Consider the following 19,859-nt stretch of genomic DNA (forward strand, 5'->3'; position numbering starts at 1 on the left):
TGACGCGTTTTCTTGACGCGAACTGGTTTCCACTTCGCTCGAAACGCTCTGGCAGAACACAAATCAGTGACCGTTCGCGCTGTGTTTTTGCGCCACAGGCAACAGATTTGTGTGGAATCAGCCGAAACGGGTGGATCTTGGCAGCCGACACGCTATGTGCAATCAAACTATTGAAAATACTTGTGATTATGTAGAATTTTCGGTTCCATCGGCGGTTTTCGATCGCGGCCGATCAAGTCTTTTCACTGCCTTGTGATCGCCTCTGGGGAACGGAATCAGCACATCCTACGTTGGTGGGGCGAGAGACGTTGAACCGGGTGGCGGACCGGCCCGACAAATCCGCTGAGAGCAGGAAGGCGGCAGGAGACTTCCATGAACCACTCGATCTACAGCGCAGACCGTACGACCCACCTGAAGATCGTGGTCGTCGCCTTGGTCGCGGGTATCCTGGTCGCGGGTTTCGGCATCACGGCACACAATTCGTCGGACGAGGGTTACACCCAGACGGCGCGGGTGATGAAGGCCGGCAAGCCGGTGACGATCACCAGCTCGGGCACCTCGGTCGTCCGCTAAAGGAGAATTCACGAATTCACGTGGCTCTTTACAGCCCCCCAAAGTCGCTACGTGGATATTAAGACCCCCAACTACCCCCAAGTTGACTGTTGAAAACGCCCGCTCCCCACGGGCGTTTTCTTTTTGTGCGGGCACACGAACAGACCGCATCGTCGTGCATGAGCGCGACGACGATCAAGATTGAGCATAGCTCCATCCACGTCATTGCGAGCCAACGGGTCGCGCGAATGCGCGCCCGATGACAGGCTCCGCGAAGCAATCCATTGCCGCCGCCCGTCCGGAAAGATGGATTGCTTCGTCGCTATCGCTCCTCGCAATGACGGAGCCACAACGACTCACAGGCTCACGACAACAAGATAAGGCGCGAACTTACCGCGGCGCCGACGCGGCGCCCGGCACCGTCTCGATCAACTTGCCGGTGAAGAGCGGCGTCGAGGTCGGCTGGCCGCTGGGTGAACCACCGGCCTGCTCAACCGTCACCGCGTAGGTGGCGCCATCGACGACGTCAGAAGCATAGGATGACAACACCGGGCGTGCCGTAAAGTCGCCCGTCCCGATCACCCCGAGCGAGCGCGGTTGCGGCAGCTTGTCGGAAATCAGCCAGAGCTCGAAGCTCTTGCCCGGCTCTGCGGTTGCACCGACTTTGCGGACCGTGAAATTCCTGGTGGCGCCGTCGATCGTCATGATGAAGGCGGGTCCGCCGCCTTGGCCCTGCAGCAGCGCGACATATTGCGCTGAGGGCGTGAGCGCGGGCGCTGGCACCTTCACTTCCACGGTTTGGATGCGCGGCTTTGGCCGGATCGCCTGCGGGAGCGCATCGGGCTGGTAGATCTGCAGACCGAACATCACGAGCAGCGCGGCCGCGATCGCACTCGCAACGGAGGCGAGGCTGCGCCAGCGCTTCACGCGGCTTGCCAGATCAACGATGTTGTCGTTGTCGTTATCGACGACGGGCACTTGATCGACGACACGCACTTGCCGCATCTCGACTGGCGCGACCTGCGGTGGTGGCGCAGACTCGGGCAGCAACAGCGGCGCCTGCGGTTCGGCGGAGAGCCCGATCGCCGCCCTGATGTTTTCCCAGACGATCGGGCGCGGCTCGACCGAACCGACCATCTGATTGAGCGAACCGAGCCTGAACTCCCACGCCTGCACGACAGCTGCGAACTCCTTGTCGACAGCCATCATGGTGTCGACCTGCGCGCGCTCATCGGCATCGAGTGTACCGAGCGCATATTCCGCGGCGAGCGCGATATGGTCTTCGCTATAGGCCATCGCTAGAGTCCAAGACACTCCCGGATATCAATCATGCTGCGGCGCAGCCATGTCTTCACGGTATTCACCGGCGTCTCGAACTTCGCGGCGAGCTGCTCGCGGCTCCAGCCATTGTAATAGGCCAGCAGCACGAGCTTCTGCCGATCGGGCTCCAGACGACCAATGCACTCCAACAAACGCTTCAACTCTTCCGTCATCTCCCGGCGCGCCAGTGGATCGGGCGTGTCGGCAGCCGCTTCCATGGCGGCCGGCTCGTCTTCCAGCGAGAGCTCGGTTCGCTTGCGCACGACATCGATGGCGCGGTTCCGCGCAATCGACGCCATCCACGTGATCGGGGAGGACAGGGCCGGATTGAATTGTCCGGCGCTGTTCCAGATCTTGACGTAAGCCTCCTGAATGACCTCCTCTGCGAGGTCCTGACGCCGCAAGATACGGAGCACCACGCCGAAGAGTTTCGCGCGTGTGGCAGCGTAAAGGCGCTCGAAGGCGGCTTGATCCCCCTTCGCGACGGCAGCGATCAGCCCGACCAGCTCAGCCGGCGTCAGCATTCAGCGCCCCCAAAGCCCGTTTCCCCCATCGCGTCGCCGTCCGTCGTCTCGTTGTCAATCGTCTTGTCACGTGTGCCCGGGACGGTCGTAGCATAGTTTCTGACGACACGGTCCACCAGTGGGCCGGCTGTGGACATTATCAAACAAAAACCCGGGCCGAAGGCCCGGGTTTTTCCGTCTTTCGACGTGGATGAAATGCGTCAGGCGATGACGCCGAGACGGGCGCGCATCAGGCCGATCGAGTCCATGTCGGCCTGCTCGCGGGCGCTCTCTTCGGCGCGCTCGCGCGCCTGGTCGCGCTCGTCGAGCAACTCGACCTTCTTCAGCTCCTCGAATGCCTCCGACAGCAGTGCCTTGGCATCATCGAGCTGGGTGCGCAGTTCGTCGGCCGAGCGGGTCAAATTCTCCCGGCGCTGGATCGCCGCCTTGGCGTAGGTCGGATAGGCGAAATGGGTGGGATCGTTGATCCCGGCGCGTTCCTGCTCGACCTGGATCTCGCGCTCGAGCTCCACCGACATGCGCTGGAAGTCGGCGATCATGCCTTCGATCTGGGTAACCCGGCGGCGCTTCTCATCGACCTGAAACTTCTTCAGGCGGATCAGCGTTTCACGTGACTTCATCGACTCATACTCCCCAGAAGTCCCTATTTTGAACGCGGGACAAAGCCGGCTCCCGGCTGGGCCCCGCCGGCATCGCTACTAGTCTGCCGCGGATGATGGCCCGACAAAGTTAGCGTTCCGTTTCCAAACCCGAAAGGATTTGAGCCAGTTGGCGATAGCCATCGCCGAGGCTGGTGGCCTCATCCTTGGCCTGGCGCAGGAATGCCTCGAGCGGCTCGTGCAGCCGGATCGCCTCGTCGACCTCAGGGCTGGAACCCGGCCGGTAGGCGCCAAGCCGGATCAGTTCCTCCATGTCGGCATAGGTCGCCATCACCTGCCGCGCCTTCGTAATGAAGGACAGGAAGTCGGGATCGGCGGACCGCGGCATGGTACGCGAGACCGACTTGAGGATGTTGACCGCCGGATAGCGGCCACGCTCGGCGATCGCCCGCTGCATCACGATATGGCCGTCGAGGATGCCGCGCACCGCATCCGCGATCGGCTCATTATGATCGTCGCCGTCGACCAGCACCGTGAAGATCGCGGTGATGGTGCCGACGCCAGTGCCCGGCCCTGCCCGCTCCAGCAGCTTCGGCAGTTCGGTGAACACCGTCGGCGTATAGCCCTTGGCGGTCGGCGGCTCGCCGGCGGACAGGCCGATCTCGCGTTGCGCCATCGCAAAGCGCGTCACCGAGTCCATCAGGCAGAGCACGTCCTTGTCCTCGTCGCGGAAATATTCCGCGATTGAAAGCGTCAGATACGCCGCTTGGCGCCGCATCAGCGCCGGCTCGTCCGATGTCGCGACCACCACGACCGAACGCGCCAGGCCCTCGTCGCCGAGGTCTTCCTGCAAGAATTCCTGCACCTCGCGGCCGCGTTCGCCGACCAGCCCGATCACGGTGATATCGGCGTCGACGTTGCGCGCCAGCATCGACAGCAGCACCGACTTGCCGACGCCGGAACCGGCGAAGATGCCGAGCCGCTGGCCGCGGCAACAGGTCAGGAATGTATTGAGTCCGCGCACCCCGAGATCGAGCGGCGCGCCGACCCGCTGGCGCGAATGCGCCGGCGGCGGCGAGTTTCGATAGGGCATCGGCGAGGCGCCTTGCACCAGCGGCCCCTTGCCGTCGATCGGCTCGCCCATCGCGTTGAGGACGCGGCCGAGCCAGGCCGGCGACGGCCGCACCTGACTTGCAGCATTGGCAATGACGGCACGGCAGCCGCGCCTGACACCCTCGAGCCCGCCGAACGGCATCACCACGGCATTGCTGCCGGAGAAGCCGATCACCTCGGCCGCGATGAAGCGGCCACCGCCGACGTCGATCACGATGCGGGCGCCAACCGACATCGCGTGGATCGGCCCCGCGATCTCGACCATCAGCCCGCGGACACCGACCACACGGCCATAAATGTTGACGCCGTCGATGTCACCGATCTGTTCCGCGAGGGCCTTCATTGCGAAAACCTTAAGTTTCCGAGATTTTGCCCTGGCCGCTTAACCTCGTGTTTACCCGCATCGTTAATCATTGCGTCACTGTCTTTGGTGACTGGGGTTGCTCGCCCGTTCTGAGGAAGGGCGAGTCACGAGAGTCGGTTAGACCCGTCTCTTAATGTGGAATCTGAACGAGAACGGATAGCAAAAGGTTCTTCTACGCAATATCTTAGGGCGATTCGACAAAAATTGCACGGTTAGAGCTTGCGAAGCAGAATCATTTTTTGTTAACCATATCTTGTCAGGATCCGAATCAGTTGTTCAAAGGCGTTTTGTAAGTGCCGCGAATGCGGCCGACCTGACGCCCGGAGCGGCGACGATGGGGAACTTGGCATGCGCGTTTTGCTGATTGAAGATGACAGCGCCGTCGCGCAGTCGATCGAGCTGATGCTCAAGTCCGAGAGTTTCAACGTCTATACGACGGATCTCGGGGAAGAAGGCGTCGATCTCGGCAAGCTCTACGATTACGACATTATCCTTCTCGACCTCAACCTGCCCGACATGTCCGGCTACGACGTGCTGAAGCAGCTGCGGGTGTCGAAGATCAAGACACCAATTCTGATCCTCTCCGGCCTCGCCGGCATCGAGGACAAGGTCAAGGGTCTCGGCGTCGGCGCCGACGACTACATGACCAAACCCTTCCACAAGGACGAACTGGTCGCCCGCATCCACGCGATCGTGCGCCGCTCCAAGGGCCACGCCCAGTCGGTCATCCAGACCGGCGATCTGGTGGTCAATCTCGACACCAAGACGGTCGAGGTCGGCGGCCAGCGCGTGCATCTGACGGGCAAGGAATACCAGATGCTGGAGCTGCTCTCGCTCCGCAAGGGCACCACGCTCACCAAGGAAATGTTCCTCAACCACCTCTATGGCGGCATGGACGAGCCGGAGCTGAAGATCATCGACGTCTTCATCTGCAAGCTGCGCAAGAAGCTCGCCAACGCCTCCGAAGGCCGCAACTTCATCGAAACCGTGTGGGGCCGCGGCTATGTGCTGCGCGAGCCGCACGAAGTCGAAGAGCGAATTCCGGCCTAAGACTTTACGGGCTTCGTGCAGCGAACCTCAGGGTTCACTCCTCCCGACTGGACCCCGCCGTAAATGGCGGGGTTTTTGTTTGGGGTGTTTACGCCGCCAGGATTGCGACAAGGGCCGTGACGAGATCGGCGCCTTTCGGAACACCCAATCCGGTGCAGGCATTCCAGCCGGCGCCCGCATCGTAGCCCATGCCGTCGACACGGTTGTTGCCGTGCTCGATCGGCCTGAACAGGGCCGCATTGGAATAGAGCGCGGAATTGACGAAGCCGAGCGGCTTGTCGCGCGCTGCATTGGCGATCGCGATCAGTCCGGCCCAGAGCGGAGCGGCCGCGCTGGTGCCGTCCTTGATCACCACGGCGCCGTTGAGAACAATACGGTAGCCTGGCGTACCGGACGCGGCGGCGGCGACATCGGGAACGCCGCGCCGCAAGGCGCCGTCATTGACGGATGGCGGCAGCGCCAGACCGGTTTGAAAAGCCGGCACCGAAAACACATCGCTGATCCCGCCGCCGGTCCCACTGGTGCCGTCGTTCCAGACAATCTCCTCATTGCCCGCCGCGCCGGCGTTGCCGCTGGCGGGCTGTGTTCCGCCACAGCTCAGCGCATAGGGGCTCGACGCGGGAAACCAGACATGCGCGTTACCGTCGTTCAATCCGCCGGTCGCGAGTTGGTCGCCGGCCGCGAACAAGACCGTGACGTTCAATCGCTTGGCGTCGGCCAACACCCCCTGCATCGCGTCGCGGGCCGAAGAACTCCAGAACGTCTCCGCGCTGCCCCAACTGACCGACAGCACCTGCGGCCGGTTGACGTCGTCGAAGATCGCCTGGTTGATCGCACCGACCATGCTCTGAATGGTGTTGCCTGCGAAATAGATCACGATCCGCGCCTTGGGCAGCAGGCTCGCCAGGATCTGGAGATCGAGCGCGATCTCCTCGTCGGGCACCGTGCCGCCCCCGAACTGATTGCCGGCCCCGGACGTCGCGGCGCCGGCGGGCACGGTGGGCTTGATCGTAACGGCCTGGTCGATGACTTTGGGAGCCTCACGTTCCATCGCGGCGAGCGCCTGGGCCAGATCGGTTGCGAGGTAACCGCCACCCAGCGCGATGATGCCGACGCAGACCTTCGATACGTCGCGATCAAGCGGAATCCCGTAGAGCGCGGCAACGTCCGTCGGCCAGAGTCCGGCGCCCGCTCCGGCACCGGCGAGCGCGGTCAACCGCGGCACCGGCCTCGACACCGGCCGCTGATCGAAGCCAAGGATGGCGCGCACCCATGGCGCGATTTCCTTCGGCACCGCCATTGCGCCGACGCGGGCGCGGAAGCGGCTGTGACCGTCGTCGTAGATACGCAGCGTCGCACCGAGGATCCCGGTCAGCAGGCGTGCCGTGGCTTCCAGCACGACGATGCGCTGGGACAGATCGATATCGAGCACCGCGACATGAAACCTGGCGGCCAGCTTCTTGATGCGCTCGGCGGCGCGGCCATGGGTGCGTTTGCGTTGCGCCGCGAGCGCGCGCCGCGTGATCGGCTTCGACAGCCGGGCGAGGTCTCCGGCACTGCCCGCTTGAAACGCATCGGGCGTGCGCCGCTTCAGATAGACCGTGATGACGATAAGTTCGTCCGGATCGACCTCGCCGACATATGTCGCATCCGGCGGAGCGGCGCGATAACTGCCGGCGAGTTGTACCTTTTGGTCGGTCACCGATGCGCCCGCCGGCTCATTTTCCCTTGCAGTTCCGGTTGACCTTCGGCGGGGTCTGGGTGTCGTCGAGCGCACAGAACGGGATGGACCAGACGAAGTCCGCCGACGTCGCGATCTGCGCGAGGCCGCTCATGCCTTGGAAGATCGGCGGCTGGCTGGAGAAGCTCCAGTACCAGCTGGGCTGGATCGGGCCGAGCGGTGCGCCATTGTCGTCAAAGCCTGCCTGGGAGGTGGCGGCCCCCTTGCTGTCCCAGGCCGCCCGGCCGTGGCAGGTAATGCAGGATGATTGATCGACGAAGCCGTCTTCGGTGACCGAATTGCCGAGACGGACGTCGAGACCGGTGGCATCAGTGAAATCCGTCTGCGACCCCTTCAGGCAATAATTGGCAAATGCCGGATCCCAATCGGCGGCCGCGATCATGGCCTTCAACGCCGGCGTCTTCGCGCAATCCGGGTATCCCTGTTTTGCCTGCGAATTGGGGCCCACCGGACTGGTTTGCGCACCGAAGGAGTCCCTGCATCCGATGATGTCGCATCGCGACGGATTGAACTGGTGCTCGAACGTCGCCCAGGTCCAGTTCGGAACGGCCTTGGAGATGATGTGCATCGACACGAAGGCATATTGCTTGCCGTCGGCGCCGGTGTTGACATGATACAGCTTGGGTACATCGGCGAGCGTCACCTTGCCGCCGCTGAAGTCCGGAATATCCGTCACCAGCATCCAGTTCGCCTTGACCTCCATCGCGCCGACCGGAAACGAAATGGTCTTGCCGAACGCGGCGCGAAGGCCGGACACCTTGTACAAATTGTTCTGCACGATGAAGTCGAACGATTCCTTGTTGCGCCGCGATTCCTCCAGCGCGCCCTTGCCGGGCGGAATCGCCGGGAGCAGCTTACCGGCTCTCTGCAGCGCCACCCGGCCCGCATCCGGCACCGCAGGTTCATGCAGCGCGAGCGGCGCCGGCGTCGTCGGGAACTGCGGATTCACCTTGAAGGTGTCGCTATCGCTGGCCCAGGTCTCGAACAGGGCATTGCTGCCGCCGGCGCGGGTGTTGACCTGGATGAAGAATTGCCAGGCCAGCTGATCGGGCGAATTCATCGCTGGATTCGGCGTCGTCTGCGCCGCGACCGGAAGGCCGGGAAGCAAAAGCACACCACAGGCGAGCGCCGTCTTGATCGATCTCCTCATCTTGCTCTCCACTCGGGTTCAGGTTTGGAATCCGTCCATCATCCAGCTCGAATAGATATCGAGCCGGTCCTGCGACCATTTGTGACCCGGCGGCATGAATCCGGATGAAAGCGCGGCGAATACGCGGCGCGCGTTGGCGTGGTCGGCAAAATCGTCATTGGCGGCCGGGTCGCACATCCAGGTGGCGTCGCCGAGATGGACATCTTTCGGAGTCATGCAACCGATGTCGCCCGATCGGAACATCGGCAGGATGTCCGTGCCATAGCTCGTCGTCATAGCGATCACCGATCTCGTTCAGCAATATACTTCAGGTTGTGTGTCATATAGACCGCTATTGCAGAGCCCGTTGTGAAGTGGATCACAACCTGACATGGCAATTCGTCCCCCGATGCTGCGCAACAAGCTCGCCACAAATGGCGGAGTTTTTGTTTGGGGCATTGTGAGCCATATCACCTGTGAGTGATCGATATCTAGTGCACAATTTTGGCGGGAACTGATCCGGGCTTCGTTCGCTGAACGAAGGGAACGCCGATGTTCATCCTGCTTGGAGCCTCCGACGATCCATGCCTCGCGGCGGTCAGCCGCGCGCTGGCCGGGCGGTCGCACGAAACGCGGACGATCAGCGATCCCTTTATGGATCCCGCGTGCACCGCCTGGCGCTTCGACAGCAACCGGTCGGACACCGCCCTGACGATCGGAGGCGAGACCGTTGCGATTGACGGCGTGCTGGCGGCACGACGCGTCGCCCGGCCCGTCCGGCCATCGGAGGAATGGTCGCAGGAGGACCTGTTCTACAATCAGGCCGAGGCCGAAGCCGCCCTGCTCGGCTGGCTATGGGGCCTGCCATGCCCGGTGGTCGATCGGCCGCCCGCATGGTCGTGGTACGGCATGCGGCGGCCCATCCTGGTCTGGGGCGCCTTGCTGCGGCGACATGGCCTGCCGCCGCTCGACAGCGTCATCACCGGAGACGCCGGGGAGATTTCGCGGTTTCTGGCGCGTCAGGGCGGAGCCGCCATTGAGCACGTGACAGGCCACGGGGCGCGCCAACTCGTGCCCGAGACAGATGCAGCGAAGGTTGCGGAGCACGCGCCACTGGCGCCCGCGCGACTGACGGAACTCCATCACGGCGCGTGGCGCGCCTGCTTGGCCGGACCGCATTTGGTCTGGGATGACGGAACGCCGGATACGGCGAAAGACGTCTCCGCGCGGCTTTGCGCATTCGCCGCCGCAGCAGGCCTTGGGTTCGCGGAATTCATCGTCACGTCGGACCAGAGGCCGCGTGTGCTGGATATCGAACATCGTCCGCGCTTCGAATTGTTCGGTCCCGTCGCACGAGAGGCCATCGCGGAGGGCGTGGCCGATACGCTGACACAGAGCGGTGAGCCATCCGGCCACGCCAAGCCATTGTCATGGGTATTGTCATGATTCTGGTGTGCGGCAATGTCAGCGAACCCGTGACCGAGCTGGTGTGCGCGCGCCTTGAGGCGGAGGAGCTCGCCTATCGGGTGCTGAGCCCAAACATCTCGACCGACTCCGCTGTGCAATCGACCGTGCACACACAATGGACCAACGGCGAATTCCACGGCGGATATTTTTCCGGTCCGGATTGGCGTCTCGACGTCGATGACCTGACCGGCGTGTATTTCAGGCCGCTGCAGGCGCTGGCAGCGGATTTTCCCGGAATTCCGGCCGCGGTGGCGCAGGCGCTTCAGGCACAGCGGATGGCCGCGCTCAGCGCAATTATCGACACCCTGCCCTGCCCGGTCGTCAACCCGGTGCTCGCCGGAATGTCGAACAGCAGCAAGCCGCACCAGGCGATGCTGATCCGCGCGTGCGGGTTCCAGGTGCCTGCGACGCTGATCACCAACGATGCCGCCGCGGCGCTTGCGTTCGCCGCCGAGCACAATGACGACGTGATCTACAAATCCATCAGCGGGGTTCGCTCCATCGTTCGCCGTTTCGGTTCGCAGCAGGCCGAGCGCCTGCCGCTGCTGCGTCACGGCCCGGCGCAGTTCCAGCAGCGAATCCAGGGCGCGGATGTTCGGGTCCACGTCGTTGCCGATCGGATCTTTGCCACCCGCATCGAGACGCCATCGATCGACTACCGCTATGCCGCGGGCGATGGCGAGCCGATCCTGATGCAACCAACCGAACTGCCTTGCGAGGTCGCGCACAGATGCGTCGCGTTGACGAAACGATTGGGCCTGTTGTTTGCCGGCATCGATTTGAAGGAGACACAAGACGGCGAATATTTCTGTTTCGAGGCCAATCCCTCGCCGGGCTTTTTGTTCTTCGAGCGTGCCACGGGCCAGCCGATCAGCACCGCGCTTGCGCATCTCCTTGCCGGCAAACCGCTTTCCAGCAAAACTCGTTAAGGTTGCATTTTCATGCAATGCTGCTATAGTGATATTCGCGGGGGTGGCAATTTCATCATTCGACATTTGGAGAATTGATTATGGCCAAAGACCCCAAATCTTCCGAACCATTCGTGTCCCAGCAGGATAGACCCGCCGTCGGCGCCGACACGCCCGTCAGCGAGTTGCGCGTGCGCGACCTGCACACGATCCTCGCGAACGCCACGCACAACGCGCTGCTCAAGGCCCACAAGGACAAGGAGCTGGAAAAGATCCACAAGGACCTCGACAAGACCCACCCCGACAAACCCCACAAGGAGATCTTCGAGACGCTCAATCATCCGAAGCATATCGAAAAGCAACATTTGGAGAAGTTTCAGCCGGAGAAAGTCCATCCGGAAAAGTTGCATCCGGATAAAGTCCACCCCGACAAGGTGCACAAGGACAAGGAAATCGACAAGCCACTCGCGGAGCTCACAAAGGTTTCCGTTGACGCGTTCAAGAACACCCCCGAACTGCCGCCCGATCCAACCATGATCGGAGTCGATCCGGCCGCGCAGATCAGTCAGTTGCAGGCCACCGTCGACCAGCTCGCGAGCGAGGTTGCCGAGCTGAAAGCCAAGACCGGAAAATGACCGCGCGCGGCCACGATTTCGCACAGCGATAAAACGAGCAGCGCCTCGCCTGGCGGCGGGCGCTGTTTGTCGCCATGGCATTCCACACGATGTCCCCTGAACCTGATACGGACGTGCACCGACCAACAGATCGTGTCATCCTTCCGGCACACGATTCTTGAGGATCCACGGGGCGCGCCACGACATGATCCTGCAATCCCTCGCCGGCCTGCCGGCATTCCTGGTCTATTTCTGCACGGCGCTGATCGCCGTGGTCGCCTATCTCTTCGTCTACACGCGTGTCACGCCGCACGACGAGTTTCAGCTGATCCGCGACAACGATCCGGCGGCAGCGATTGCGCTGGGCCTGAGCCTGCTCGGCTTCGTGCTGCCCGTCGTCAGCGCCATCGCCCACTCCGCCAATGTCGTGGACTGCCTGATCTGGAGCATGATCGCGCTGATCGTGCAGATCATCGTCTACTACATCGTGAAGATCCCGGTGCCGAACCTGTCGGCGCGGATCGCCTCCGGAGAGATGGCCGCAGCGATCTGGCTCGGGCTGTCCTCGCTGGCCGCAGGCGCGCTGAACGCGGCCTGCATGATCTACTGACCATGGCAACCAAACCGAATCCGGAATTCGGCAGGCGCCGGCCCGCTGCGCCGCCGCAGCCGGGTCCGCCGGTCAAGCGCTCCAACCACGTTGCGCTATTGGTGATGGGCACGCTCGCGGTCGGCGGCAGCGCCTATGCACTGATGCCGCGCCAGACTTGCCAGCCCCCGCAGCCACCGCCGCCGGGCATGACCGCGCCTGCGGTGCCGCAACCCGGCGTCGACTGCGCGCCGCGCAGTTCGTCATCCGGATACGGCGGCCATGGCGGTAGCGGCAGCAGTTGGTCGTCGCGCAGCAGCTTCTTCAGCAGCGATTCCTCATCCGGCGGCGGCTCGTCATCGTCATCGGCCGCCAGTGCAAGCTCGGTGAGCCGCGGCGGCTTCGGCTCGTTCGCGCACGCGTTCGGTTTTGGCGGTGGCTGACATCGTTGCTGCACGTTGCTGTGTGACCGCATGCTTTCGCTTGCCCGGCCGTCGCATGTGATGGACACTTAAGGCCGCTTACCGGGGGAGGATCGCATCCATGAAACGCTCACGACGTGTCGTGCTGACAATGATTGGGACTTCAGCCATTGGCGCAGTCTCGATGGGATTTGCGCCGCGGCGTGGTTGCGGTCCCGGCAACGTCCTGATCCCCGGTCCCGACGGCCGGCCCTATTGCCGGCCCGCCTATGGCGGCTTCGGCGCCGCCCCGCGTCGCTTCGGCGGCCACCCCCATGGCGGTCACCCGCATGGCGGCGGTTGACGTACGCCTTGTCTGACGCAAACGCGATGACCCATGCAACGCATTGAATGCTCCGAACGCGACGACTGGCGTGAGACGGCGGAGCGCGCCGGCTTCGATTTTCACACCATCGACGGCGAACGCTACTGGGACGAGCGCGCCTACTACGCCTTCACGCTCGATGAAATCGAACGCGGCATCGAGGCGCCGACCGGAGAGATCGACGCGATGTGCCTCGAGCTCGCCGGCCGCGCGGTCGACGACGAGGCCTATCTGCGCCGGCTGAAAATTCCGGAAGCCTTCTGGAACCTGATCTCGGAGAGCTGGCATCGCGATCAGCTCAGCCTCTACGGCCGGCTCGATCTCAAATTCGACGGCAAAGGCCCGGCCAAGCTGCTCGAATACAACGCCGACACGCCGACCTCGATCTTCGAGGCGGCGGTGTTTCAATGGACCTGGCTCGAACAGGCGATCGAACGCAACATCATCCCGAAGCGCGCCGACCAGTTCAACTCGATCCACGAGCACCTGATCGAGGCCTGGAAGAAGCTCGGTGGTTCGCATCCGCTGCATCTCACCGGCATGACCGGAAATGCCGAGGACGCCGGCACGCTCGCCTATCTCGCAGACACCGCGGCCCAGGCCGGTCTGACAACCACGCTGCTCGACATCGAGGAGATCGGGCTGCGTGACGACGGACAATTCGTCGACCTCGACGACCGCGCAATGGAGCTCGCGTTCAAGCTCTATCCCTGGGAATGGATGTTCCACGACGCGTTCGGCAAGGATCTCGCAAAGGCGCCGACGCGCTGGATCGAGCCGCCGTGGAAGGCAATTCTGTCGAACAAGGGCATCCTGCCGCTGTTGTGGGAGATGTTTCCCAACCATCCCAATTTGCTGCCGGCCTATTTCGAGGACGACCCGCAGGCCGCACAGCTGGGCACGTCCTTTGTGCGCAAGCCGATCTATTCGCGCGAAGGTGCCAATATCGAGCTGGTCAGCGCCGGTACGACGCTGGCCGCGCAGGATGGGCCCTACGGCGCCGAGGGCTTCATCCGCCAGGCGCTGGCGCCGTTGCCGAATTTTTCAGGACAGTATCCGGTGCTCGGCAGCTGGCTGGTCGATCACACGCCGTGCGGCCTGTCGATCCGCGAGGACGAGAACCCGATCACGGGAAACACGTCGCGTTTTCTGCCGCACGCGATCTTGTAACTGGAGAGAGGCGAACGCTTCCGCGCCCGTCATTGCGAGGAGCGAAGCGACGAAGCAATCCATGCCTCCGCTTGCGGAAAGATGGATTGCTTCGCTTCGCTCGCAATGACGTGGAAAGAACCGCGATCGCCTCGCTTCAACTCAGCGCGCAGCCGAGGCCACGGCCTTCAGCACATGCGGCGCGCCACCGGCGCGTGCCACCGGCGCGGTGTTCGGCTGATAGAGCCCGCGCCTGTCGGGATAGGGTCTGAAGGCGCTGGTGATGCCGACGACGGATTCGGCGGCGCCGAGCGCCAGCACGCCGTCGGGCTCGAGCATCCGGACGAGCTTGGCGAAGATGCCGGCCTTGGTGTTCTGGTCGAAATAGATCAGCACGTTGCGGCAGAAGATCACGTCGAAGGTGCCGAGATGGGAGATGTCCTGCAGCAGATTGAGCTGGCGGTGCTGCACCATGCCGCGGATATCGGCGTTGAGCTGCCAGAGCTCGCCCTTCTGTGTGAAATACTTCACCAGCATCTGGATCGGCAGGCCGCGCTGCACCTCGAACTGGCTGAACAGGCCGGCCCTGGCCTTTTCCAGCACCGCCTGCGACAGATCGGTGGCGATAATCTCGACGCGCCAGCCGGTGAACAGCGCGGTCATTTCCTTCACCAGCATCGCGATCGAATAGGGCTCCTGTCCGGTCGAGCCGGCCGCGCACCAGATGCGCAGGCTGCGCCGCGCGGCGCGCGCTTGCGCCAGCGCCGGCAGCACCGCTTCCTTCAAATGATCGAACGGAATCTTGTCGCGGAAGAAGAACGTCTCGTTGGTGGTCATCGCCTCGACCACGTCTGATGTCAGCGCCTCGGCGCCGCCCTTCATCTTCTGGACCAGCTCGGGGATGCCGGCGAGGTTCGACCGGCGCGCCAGCGGCACCAGCCGGCTCTCCACCAGATATTGCTTGTCGGCGGAGAGATCGAGGCCGGAACGCTCTTTCAGGAGCTTACGCAAATACTCATAGTCCAGGGGCGTCACGAACGGTCTCCCGAAAACGCACGAACAAGTTTCGGCGCGATCTGATTGAGCGGCAGCACGGCGGCGCAGATGCCGGCGTTGGCGGCCGCACCGGGCATGCCCCACACCACGCTCGAGGCTTCGTCCTGGGCGATCACGCTGCCGCCGGCCGCGACGATGTCCTTGCCGCCACGCATGCCGTCGGAGCCCATGCCGGTCAGGATCACCGACATGATACTGCCCTGCCAGACGTCGATCGCGGACGTGAACATCGGATCGACCGCGGGCTTGCAGAAATTGATCGGGGGGCCGTCGTCGAGCGCGATCACGGCATCGATGCCATGGCGGACCACGCGCATGTGGCGGCCGCCCGGCGCAAGATAGATCTGGCCGGGCTTGACGGTCTCGCCGTCAACAGCCTCATGCGCCGGGCGCTTGCTGGTGCGCGCAAGGTGCTCGGCGAGAATGGTGGTGAAGGTCGGCGGCATGTGCTGGGTGATCAGCACCGGGAAACGATCGATCAGCGGCCCGATCTCGGCGACCAGCGACATCAGCGCCTGCGGGCCGCCGGTCGACGCGCCGATCAGGAGCACCTTCGGCGACAGCAGGCCGTACGCGCGGCGGGCGATTGGTGCTGCCGCAGCCGGCGCCGGTGCAGCGCCCGGAGCCGCCGCACGCGACCTGTCCTGGCTCGGCGCGAGCGGCGGGCTCGCCGAATTGTGACCCGCACCGCGCCGCGCCTTGGCGCCGAGATGACGGATCTTCTGGATCAGATCGTGGCGGAAGGTTTCCGCGGCGGTCGCCTCGCGGGTGCTTTCCGGCTTTGGAATGTAATCGGATGCGCCGAGCGACAGCGCCTTGAGGCTGATCTCCGCGTTGCGGCGGGTCAGCGTCGACGCCATGATCACGACAAGGTCGCGCTTCTTGGCCAACAGCTGCGGCAGCGCCGAGATGCCGTCGAGATCCGGCATTTCGATATCGAGCACCGCGACATCGGGGTTGATGCGCTCGAGCTGGTTGACGGCGTCGAGGCCGGTGCGCAGGGAAGCCGTGACCTCCATGTCGGGCTCGGCGCCGATCCAGCGCGAGATCATCCCGCGGATCACCACGGAATCGTCGACGACCATCACCCGGACCTTGTCGGTCCGGGTCGATGTCGGGGCCGTAGCACTTGTCAACGCAACACTCATAACTTCACCAGCGACGCAACGGCACAGATTACGAACGTTGAGCCGGAGGCTTCCGCCGCCGGATCGAACGCAGGCTTTGAGCATGATCTTCGCGCAAACACGACGCGTTTGTCGCGAGGGATCAATCTCTAGAGGAGTCCGACTTCCTGGAACTTCGCGGTGACGATGTCCTTGTCGAACGGCTTCATGATGTATTCGTTGGCACCGGCATGCAGCGCACGCGCGATATGCGCGACGTCGTTCTCGGTGGTGCAGAACACCACTTTCGGCACATCGCCGCCGGGCATGCGGCGCAAATTGCCGAGGAACTCGTAGCCGTCCATGACGGGCATGTTCCAGTCGAGCAGCACCGCATCGGGCAGCCCGCGCTTGCAAACCTCGAGCGCCTTCTCACCATCTTCGGCTTCGGTGATCTGGAAATCGAGACCTTCCAGGATGCGGCGGGCGACCTTGCGAATGACGCTTGAGTCATCGACAACAAGACACGTTCTCATTTGCGACCTCTACTTCCTCATCCCCACGGGGATGTTTCGGTTCTTCAGTTCAATTCGCCCTGATCTCACGCCGCCCTCTCAGGCTGCTTTGGCGTCGGGCATCAATTCGAGTACGCGATCGACGTCGAGGACGACCATGAGCTGGCCATCGAGGCGGTGGACCCCGCCGGCGAGCTTGGCCATGCGGGGATCGAGGTTGACGGGGTTTTCCTCGCAGCCGTCGTCGGGCAGCCGCAGCACCTCGCCGATCTGGTCGATCAGGAGGCCATAGGATTCCCCGCGCAGGTCGACACCGACCGCCATCGGCGGCTTGCCGTCATCGGCCTTCGGCAGCCCCAGGCGAGCGCGCATGTCGACCACGGTGACGATGCGGCCGCGCAGATTGAGCACACCGGCGATCTCCGCTGACGACAGCGGCACCCGCGTCAGCCGCTCCGGCATGAACACGTCCTGCACCCGCGAGATCGGCAGCCCGAACAGCTGCCCGCCGATCACGGCGGTGACGTATTCGACCATGGCGCCTTCGCTTGTCTCGGTCTTGCTGGTCATCATGACAGTTCCTTAAGCCGCCCGGCGCAGTTCGGCGGTCTGTTCCTTCAGCGCCGCGATCAGGCCGGGACGGTCGAACTTGGCGACATAATCGTGGAAGCCGGCCTGCCGGCCGCGCTCGATCGCCGCCGGCGACACCATCGCCGACAGTGCGATGATCGGCAGCCCGGTCAGATTGTTGTCGGAACGAATGCTCTCGGCGAACTCGAAGCCGTTCATCTCGGGCATCTCGATGTCGGTCAGCACGACGTCGAAGGCCTGCCCCGAACGCAACACGGCAAGCCCCTCCTGCGCGTTCGGCGCGGTCCGCACCTTGTAACCGGCAGCCTTCAGCACCGGCGCCAGCATGTTGCGGAAGAAGGCACTGTCATCGACCAGCAGCACGGATTGCGAGCTTGCCGAGGGGCGCATCTCCTTGCGCGAGAACCAGTCGGCAAACGCCATCGGCAGGAAGTGGCCGACGTCGATCACCTCGGTGGCCTGGCCCTTGATCACGGCCGAGCCGAGGATGCCCTCCTGCGAGCCGGCGACCTCGATGTTGAGCCGCTCCTCGACGATGTCGATGATCTCGTCGACCACCAGCCCCATCGAGCGGCCGTCGTCGGCGAACACCAGGATCGGCTGGGCGCCTTGCGTCTGCACATTGACGCCGGCCATCTGCACCAGCGGCATCAGCTGCTCGCGGTACTGCACCATGTAGCGGCCGTTCGAGAGCTCGATCTTGTCGGTTGCGATCTCCTCCAGCCGGGTGACGAGGCCGAGCGGCACCGCCTTGGGCTGGCTGGAGCCGGCACGGAACACCAGCAGCGAGGTCAGTTGCTCGCCGGACGAGGCATGGGCCGAAGCACTGTCGTCGGCCATGTCATGGGCCGAGGAGCCGGAGGCGCCGAGCGCCTTGGCGATGCCGTTGGGGTCGATGATCATGATCACGGCGCCATCGCCCAGGATGGTGTTGCCGGAGAACATGTCGATGTGGCGCAGCTTCGTGGACATCGGCTTGACCACGATCTCCTCGGTGTGGAACACGCCGTCGACCACGATGCCAAAGGTCTGGCTGCCGACCTGCGTCACCACGATGAAGCCGTTCTCGGGATCGGAGGTCGCGCCGTCGTCGATCTTCAAGAGCTTCTTGAGGTGGATCAGCGGCAACAGCTTGTTGCGCAGCCGCAGGACCGCCGTGTCCTTGATCCGCTCGATGCGGTGCTCGGAGTTGGCCCGCGCCCGCACCAGCTCGACCACGGCCAATTGGGGGATCGCAAAGCGATCACCGCCGGCTTCCACGATCAGGGCCGAGACGATCGCCAGCGTCAGCGGGATCTTGATGGTGACGGAGGCGCCCTCGCCGGCCACGCTCTTGATGTCGATGGTGCCGCCGATCTGGTCGATATTGGTGCGCACCACGTCCATGCCGACGCCGCGGCCGGAGACCGAGGTGATGGCGGCTGCGGTCGAGAAGCCCGGCGCGAAGATGAACTTGTGGATCTGCGCTTCGGTCATCTTGTCCAGTTCAGCCTCGGTGACGAGACCGTTCTGGACTGCCTTGGCCTTGATCCGCTCGGTGTTGAGCCCGCGGCCATTGTCGGCGATGCAGATGATGATGTGGCCGCCCTCGTGATAGGCAGAGAGCCTGATGGTGCCCTGCTCGCCCTTGCCGGCGGCGACCCGCTCGGCCGTGGTCTCCAGGCCATGGTCGGCGGAGTTGCGCACCATGTGCGTCAACGGATCCTTGATCAGGTCGAGCACCTGGCGGTCGAGCTCGGTGTCGGCGCCGTGCATCTCCAGCTCGATCTGCTTGCCGAGTTCGCCGGAGAGATCGCGGACGATGCGGGGCAGCTTCTGCCAGGCGTTACCAATCGGCTGCATCCGCGTCTTCATGACGCCCTCCTGCAGCTCGGCGGTGACGTTCGACAGCCGCTGCAGCGGCACCTTGAACTCGGTGTCCTCGTTGCGCCTTGATATCTCCAGCAGCTGGTTGCGGGTCAGGACCAGCTCGGAGACCATGGTCATGAGGTGCTCGAGGGTGTCGACGTTGACCCGGATCGACTGGTTGGCGATCTTGTCGCCTTCCGGGACGTCGCCCTCGGCGGCAGCCGCCTTGCGGGCCGGCTTCTTCGCGACCTCGGCGGGCTCCGCTGCGGCAACCGCAGCAACCACGGGCGCTGCGGGTTTGGCAACAGGCGCGGGCGCGACCACTTCGGGCGCGGTCTCGCGGAAGGCGCGTTCGAGTTCGTCGAGCGAGACCTCGCCGGGGCGCAACGGGCGCTCCAGGGTCTGCACCACCAGCGTGCCTTCGGGCATCGCCGGTTGCACCGGAGGTGCGGCGACAACAGGAGTTTCTTCAGCAGCTGCAGCAGCAGCCATAGCGGCCATGCCGCGCTCAACCATGGCTTCCAATTGATCGATCAGATCGCGGTCGTCGCCTTCAGGCTCGGCCTCGGTGGCCTCGAGCCCTGCCAAAATCTCCTTGATGCGGTCGATCGAGGACAGGATCAGCGTCACGGCCTCAGCCTTGACCGGCATGCCGTCGCGGAATTTGCCCATCAGGGTCTCGCCGGCATGCGCCAGCGCTTCCAGCCGCGGCAGGCCGAGGAAGCCGCAGGTCCCCTTGATGGTGTGGACCAGGCGGAAGATATTATCGAGAATCTTCGCGTTGTTGGGGTCCTGCTCGAACCGAACCAACTGGTTGTCGACCGTGTCGAGGCTCTCG

21 protein-coding genes are annotated in these 19,859 nt (G+C 63.7%); 9 read left to right on the top strand and 12 right to left on the bottom strand.

What is annotated here, in order from left to right:
- Positions 1 to 372: 372 nt before the first annotated feature.
- Positions 373 to 573, top strand: coding sequence for a hypothetical protein (locus UP09_RS21400; protein ID WP_044540256.1), 201 nt, complete (start codon positions 373 to 375; stop codon positions 571 to 573).
- Positions 574 to 942: 369 nt separating this feature from the next.
- Here UP09_RS21400 and UP09_RS21405 read toward each other — a convergent pair whose 3' ends face one another.
- From UP09_RS21405 to fliI, 4 genes are all read right to left on the bottom strand, one after another.
- Complete coding sequence (locus tag UP09_RS21405) at positions 943 to 1,848, bottom strand: anti-sigma factor (protein WP_044540257.1); 906 nt, start codon at positions 1,846 to 1,848, stop codon at positions 943 to 945.
- Between the two features lie 2 nt (positions 1,849 to 1,850).
- Positions 1,851 to 2,396, bottom strand: a complete 546-nt coding sequence (locus tag UP09_RS21410) for a sigma-70 family RNA polymerase sigma factor (protein ID WP_044540258.1) — start codon at positions 2,394 to 2,396, stop codon at positions 1,851 to 1,853.
- Positions 2,397 to 2,596: 200 nt separating this feature from the next.
- Entirely contained in the window at positions 2,597 to 3,016 is a 420-nt protein-coding gene (fliJ, locus tag UP09_RS21415) for a flagellar export protein FliJ (RefSeq protein ID WP_044540259.1), read from the bottom strand.
- Between the two features lie 109 nt (positions 3,017 to 3,125).
- The gene (fliI, locus tag UP09_RS21420) at positions 3,126 to 4,451 is read right to left on the bottom strand and encodes a flagellar protein export ATPase FliI (protein WP_044540260.1); all 1,326 of its coding nucleotides are present in this window, start codon (positions 4,449 to 4,451) and stop codon (positions 3,126 to 3,128) included.
- Between the two features lie 369 nt (positions 4,452 to 4,820).
- Between fliI and ctrA the strand changes: the two genes are divergently transcribed.
- Complete coding sequence (ctrA, locus tag UP09_RS21425) at positions 4,821 to 5,522, top strand: response regulator transcription factor CtrA (RefSeq protein WP_007600544.1); 702 nt, start codon at positions 4,821 to 4,823, stop codon at positions 5,520 to 5,522.
- An 88-nt stretch (positions 5,523 to 5,610) separates the two neighbouring features.
- Here ctrA and UP09_RS21430 read toward each other — a convergent pair whose 3' ends face one another.
- The 3 genes from UP09_RS21430 to UP09_RS21440 are packed head-to-tail and all read right to left on the bottom strand — an operon-like array spanning position 5,611 to position 8,689.
- A complete protein-coding gene (locus UP09_RS21430; protein ID WP_052833162.1) occupies positions 5,611 to 7,224 on the bottom strand; it encodes a S53 family peptidase in 1,614 nt (537 codons plus the stop codon).
- A gap of 16 nt (positions 7,225 to 7,240) precedes the next feature.
- Positions 7,241 to 8,413 carry a hypothetical protein gene (locus UP09_RS37720; RefSeq protein WP_156164707.1) on the bottom strand — a complete coding sequence of 391 codons (1,173 nt, stop codon included), beginning with the start codon at positions 8,411 to 8,413 and terminating at the stop codon, positions 7,241 to 7,243.
- 18 nt (positions 8,414 to 8,431) lie between these two features.
- A complete protein-coding gene (locus UP09_RS21440; RefSeq protein WP_044540261.1) occupies positions 8,432 to 8,689 on the bottom strand; it encodes a hypothetical protein in 258 nt (85 codons plus the stop codon).
- Positions 8,690 to 8,944: 255 nt separating this feature from the next.
- Here UP09_RS21440 and UP09_RS21445 point away from each other — a divergent pair, with 255 nt between their 5' ends.
- From UP09_RS21445 to UP09_RS21475, 7 genes are all read left to right on the top strand, one after another.
- Positions 8,945 to 9,838: a hypothetical protein gene (locus UP09_RS21445; RefSeq protein WP_044540262.1), complete on the top strand. Its 894-nt coding sequence runs from the start codon at positions 8,945 to 8,947 to the stop codon at positions 9,836 to 9,838.
- Positions 9,823 to 10,788 carry an ATP-grasp domain-containing protein gene (locus tag UP09_RS36395; protein WP_156164708.1) on the top strand — a complete coding sequence of 322 codons (966 nt, stop codon included), beginning with the start codon at positions 9,823 to 9,825 and terminating at the stop codon, positions 10,786 to 10,788. The genes UP09_RS21445 and UP09_RS36395 overlap by 16 nt, the downstream gene beginning before the upstream one ends.
- Positions 10,789 to 10,868: 80 nt before the next feature.
- Entirely contained in the window at positions 10,869 to 11,402 is a 534-nt protein-coding gene (locus tag UP09_RS21455) for a hypothetical protein (protein ID WP_044540263.1), read from the top strand.
- 184 nt (positions 11,403 to 11,586) lie between these two features.
- Complete coding sequence (locus tag UP09_RS21460) at positions 11,587 to 11,991, top strand: DUF350 domain-containing protein (protein WP_044540264.1); 405 nt, start codon at positions 11,587 to 11,589, stop codon at positions 11,989 to 11,991.
- Between the two features lie 2 nt (positions 11,992 to 11,993).
- Entirely contained in the window at positions 11,994 to 12,413 is a 420-nt protein-coding gene (locus UP09_RS21465; protein WP_044540265.1) for a hypothetical protein, read from the top strand.
- A 100-nt stretch (positions 12,414 to 12,513) separates the two neighbouring features.
- Entirely contained in the window at positions 12,514 to 12,735 is a 222-nt protein-coding gene (locus UP09_RS21470) for a hypothetical protein (protein WP_044540266.1), read from the top strand.
- 33 nt (positions 12,736 to 12,768) lie between these two features.
- On the top strand, positions 12,769 to 13,926 hold the full coding sequence (locus UP09_RS21475; protein WP_044540267.1) for a glutathionylspermidine synthase family protein: 1,158 nt from the start codon (positions 12,769 to 12,771) through the stop codon (positions 13,924 to 13,926).
- 141 nt (positions 13,927 to 14,067) lie between these two features.
- Here the strand turns inward: UP09_RS21475 and UP09_RS21480 are convergent, their stop codons facing one another.
- From UP09_RS21480 to UP09_RS21500, 5 genes are all read right to left on the bottom strand, one after another.
- Entirely contained in the window at positions 14,068 to 14,940 is an 873-nt protein-coding gene (locus UP09_RS21480) for a CheR family methyltransferase (RefSeq protein WP_044540268.1), read from the bottom strand.
- Positions 14,937 to 16,109 (bottom strand): protein-glutamate methylesterase/protein-glutamine glutaminase, encoded by a 1,173-nt coding sequence (locus UP09_RS21485; RefSeq protein WP_044540269.1) that lies wholly within the window; start codon positions 16,107 to 16,109, stop codon positions 14,937 to 14,939. Before UP09_RS21485 ends, UP09_RS21480 begins: the two co-directional genes overlap by 4 nt.
- Positions 16,110 to 16,237: 128 nt before the next feature.
- Positions 16,238 to 16,603 (bottom strand): response regulator, encoded by a 366-nt coding sequence (locus UP09_RS21490; protein ID WP_044540270.1) that lies wholly within the window; start codon positions 16,601 to 16,603, stop codon positions 16,238 to 16,240.
- 78 nt (positions 16,604 to 16,681) lie between these two features.
- A complete protein-coding gene (locus UP09_RS21495; RefSeq protein WP_044540291.1) occupies positions 16,682 to 17,152 on the bottom strand; it encodes a chemotaxis protein CheW in 471 nt (156 codons plus the stop codon).
- A gap of 12 nt (positions 17,153 to 17,164) precedes the next feature.
- Positions 17,165 to 19,859 (bottom strand): hybrid sensor histidine kinase/response regulator (locus UP09_RS21500; protein ID WP_044540271.1); only part of this gene is annotated, 2,695 nt, incomplete at its 5' end.

It is taken from the genome of Bradyrhizobium sp. LTSP885, from assembly GCF_000938305.1.
Lineage (GTDB): Bacteria > Pseudomonadota > Alphaproteobacteria > Rhizobiales > Xanthobacteraceae > Bradyrhizobium.

What these genes read in the sequence shown, in the direction of transcription:
- UP09_RS21445 (WP_044540262.1), top strand. Translation starts at nt 8,945, where the DNA reads ATGTTCATCCTGCTTGGAGCCTCCGACGATCCATGCCTCGCGGCGGTC.
- UP09_RS21470 (WP_044540266.1), top strand. Translation starts at nt 12,514, where the DNA reads ATGAAACGCTCACGACGTGTCGTGCTGACAATGATTGGGACTTCAGCC.
- UP09_RS21400 (WP_044540256.1), top strand. Translation starts at nt 373, where the DNA reads ATGAACCACTCGATCTACAGCGCAGACCGTACGACCCACCTGAAGATC.
- fliJ (WP_044540259.1), bottom strand. Translation starts at nt 3,016, where the DNA reads ATGAAGTCACGTGAAACGCTGATCCGCCTGAAGAAGTTTCAGGTCGAT.
- UP09_RS21495 (WP_044540291.1), bottom strand. Translation starts at nt 17,152, where the DNA reads ATGACCAGCAAGACCGAGACAAGCGAAGGCGCCATGGTCGAATACGTC.
- UP09_RS21460 (WP_044540264.1), top strand. Translation starts at nt 11,587, where the DNA reads ATGATCCTGCAATCCCTCGCCGGCCTGCCGGCATTCCTGGTCTATTTC.
- UP09_RS21440 (WP_044540261.1), bottom strand. Translation starts at nt 8,689, where the DNA reads ATGACGACGAGCTATGGCACGGACATCCTGCCGATGTTCCGATCGGGC.
- fliI (WP_044540260.1), bottom strand. Translation starts at nt 4,451, where the DNA reads ATGAAGGCCCTCGCGGAACAGATCGGTGACATCGACGGCGTCAACATT.
- UP09_RS36395 (WP_156164708.1), top strand. Translation starts at nt 9,823, where the DNA reads ATGGGTATTGTCATGATTCTGGTGTGCGGCAATGTCAGCGAACCCGTG.
- UP09_RS37720 (WP_156164707.1), bottom strand. Translation starts at nt 8,413, where the DNA reads ATGAGGAGATCGATCAAGACGGCGCTCGCCTGTGGTGTGCTTTTGCTT.
- UP09_RS21490 (WP_044540270.1), bottom strand. Translation starts at nt 16,603, where the DNA reads ATGAGAACGTGTCTTGTTGTCGATGACTCAAGCGTCATTCGCAAGGTC.
- UP09_RS21455 (WP_044540263.1), top strand. Translation starts at nt 10,869, where the DNA reads ATGGCCAAAGACCCCAAATCTTCCGAACCATTCGTGTCCCAGCAGGAT.
- UP09_RS21465 (WP_044540265.1), top strand. Translation starts at nt 11,994, where the DNA reads ATGGCAACCAAACCGAATCCGGAATTCGGCAGGCGCCGGCCCGCTGCG.
- UP09_RS21405 (WP_044540257.1), bottom strand. Translation starts at nt 1,848, where the DNA reads ATGGCCTATAGCGAAGACCATATCGCGCTCGCCGCGGAATATGCGCTC.
- ctrA (WP_007600544.1), top strand. Translation starts at nt 4,821, where the DNA reads ATGCGCGTTTTGCTGATTGAAGATGACAGCGCCGTCGCGCAGTCGATC.
- UP09_RS21475 (WP_044540267.1), top strand. Translation starts at nt 12,769, where the DNA reads ATGCAACGCATTGAATGCTCCGAACGCGACGACTGGCGTGAGACGGCG.
- UP09_RS21485 (WP_044540269.1), bottom strand. Translation starts at nt 16,109, where the DNA reads ATGAGTGTTGCGTTGACAAGTGCTACGGCCCCGACATCGACCCGGACC.
- UP09_RS21410 (WP_044540258.1), bottom strand. Translation starts at nt 2,396, where the DNA reads ATGCTGACGCCGGCTGAGCTGGTCGGGCTGATCGCTGCCGTCGCGAAG.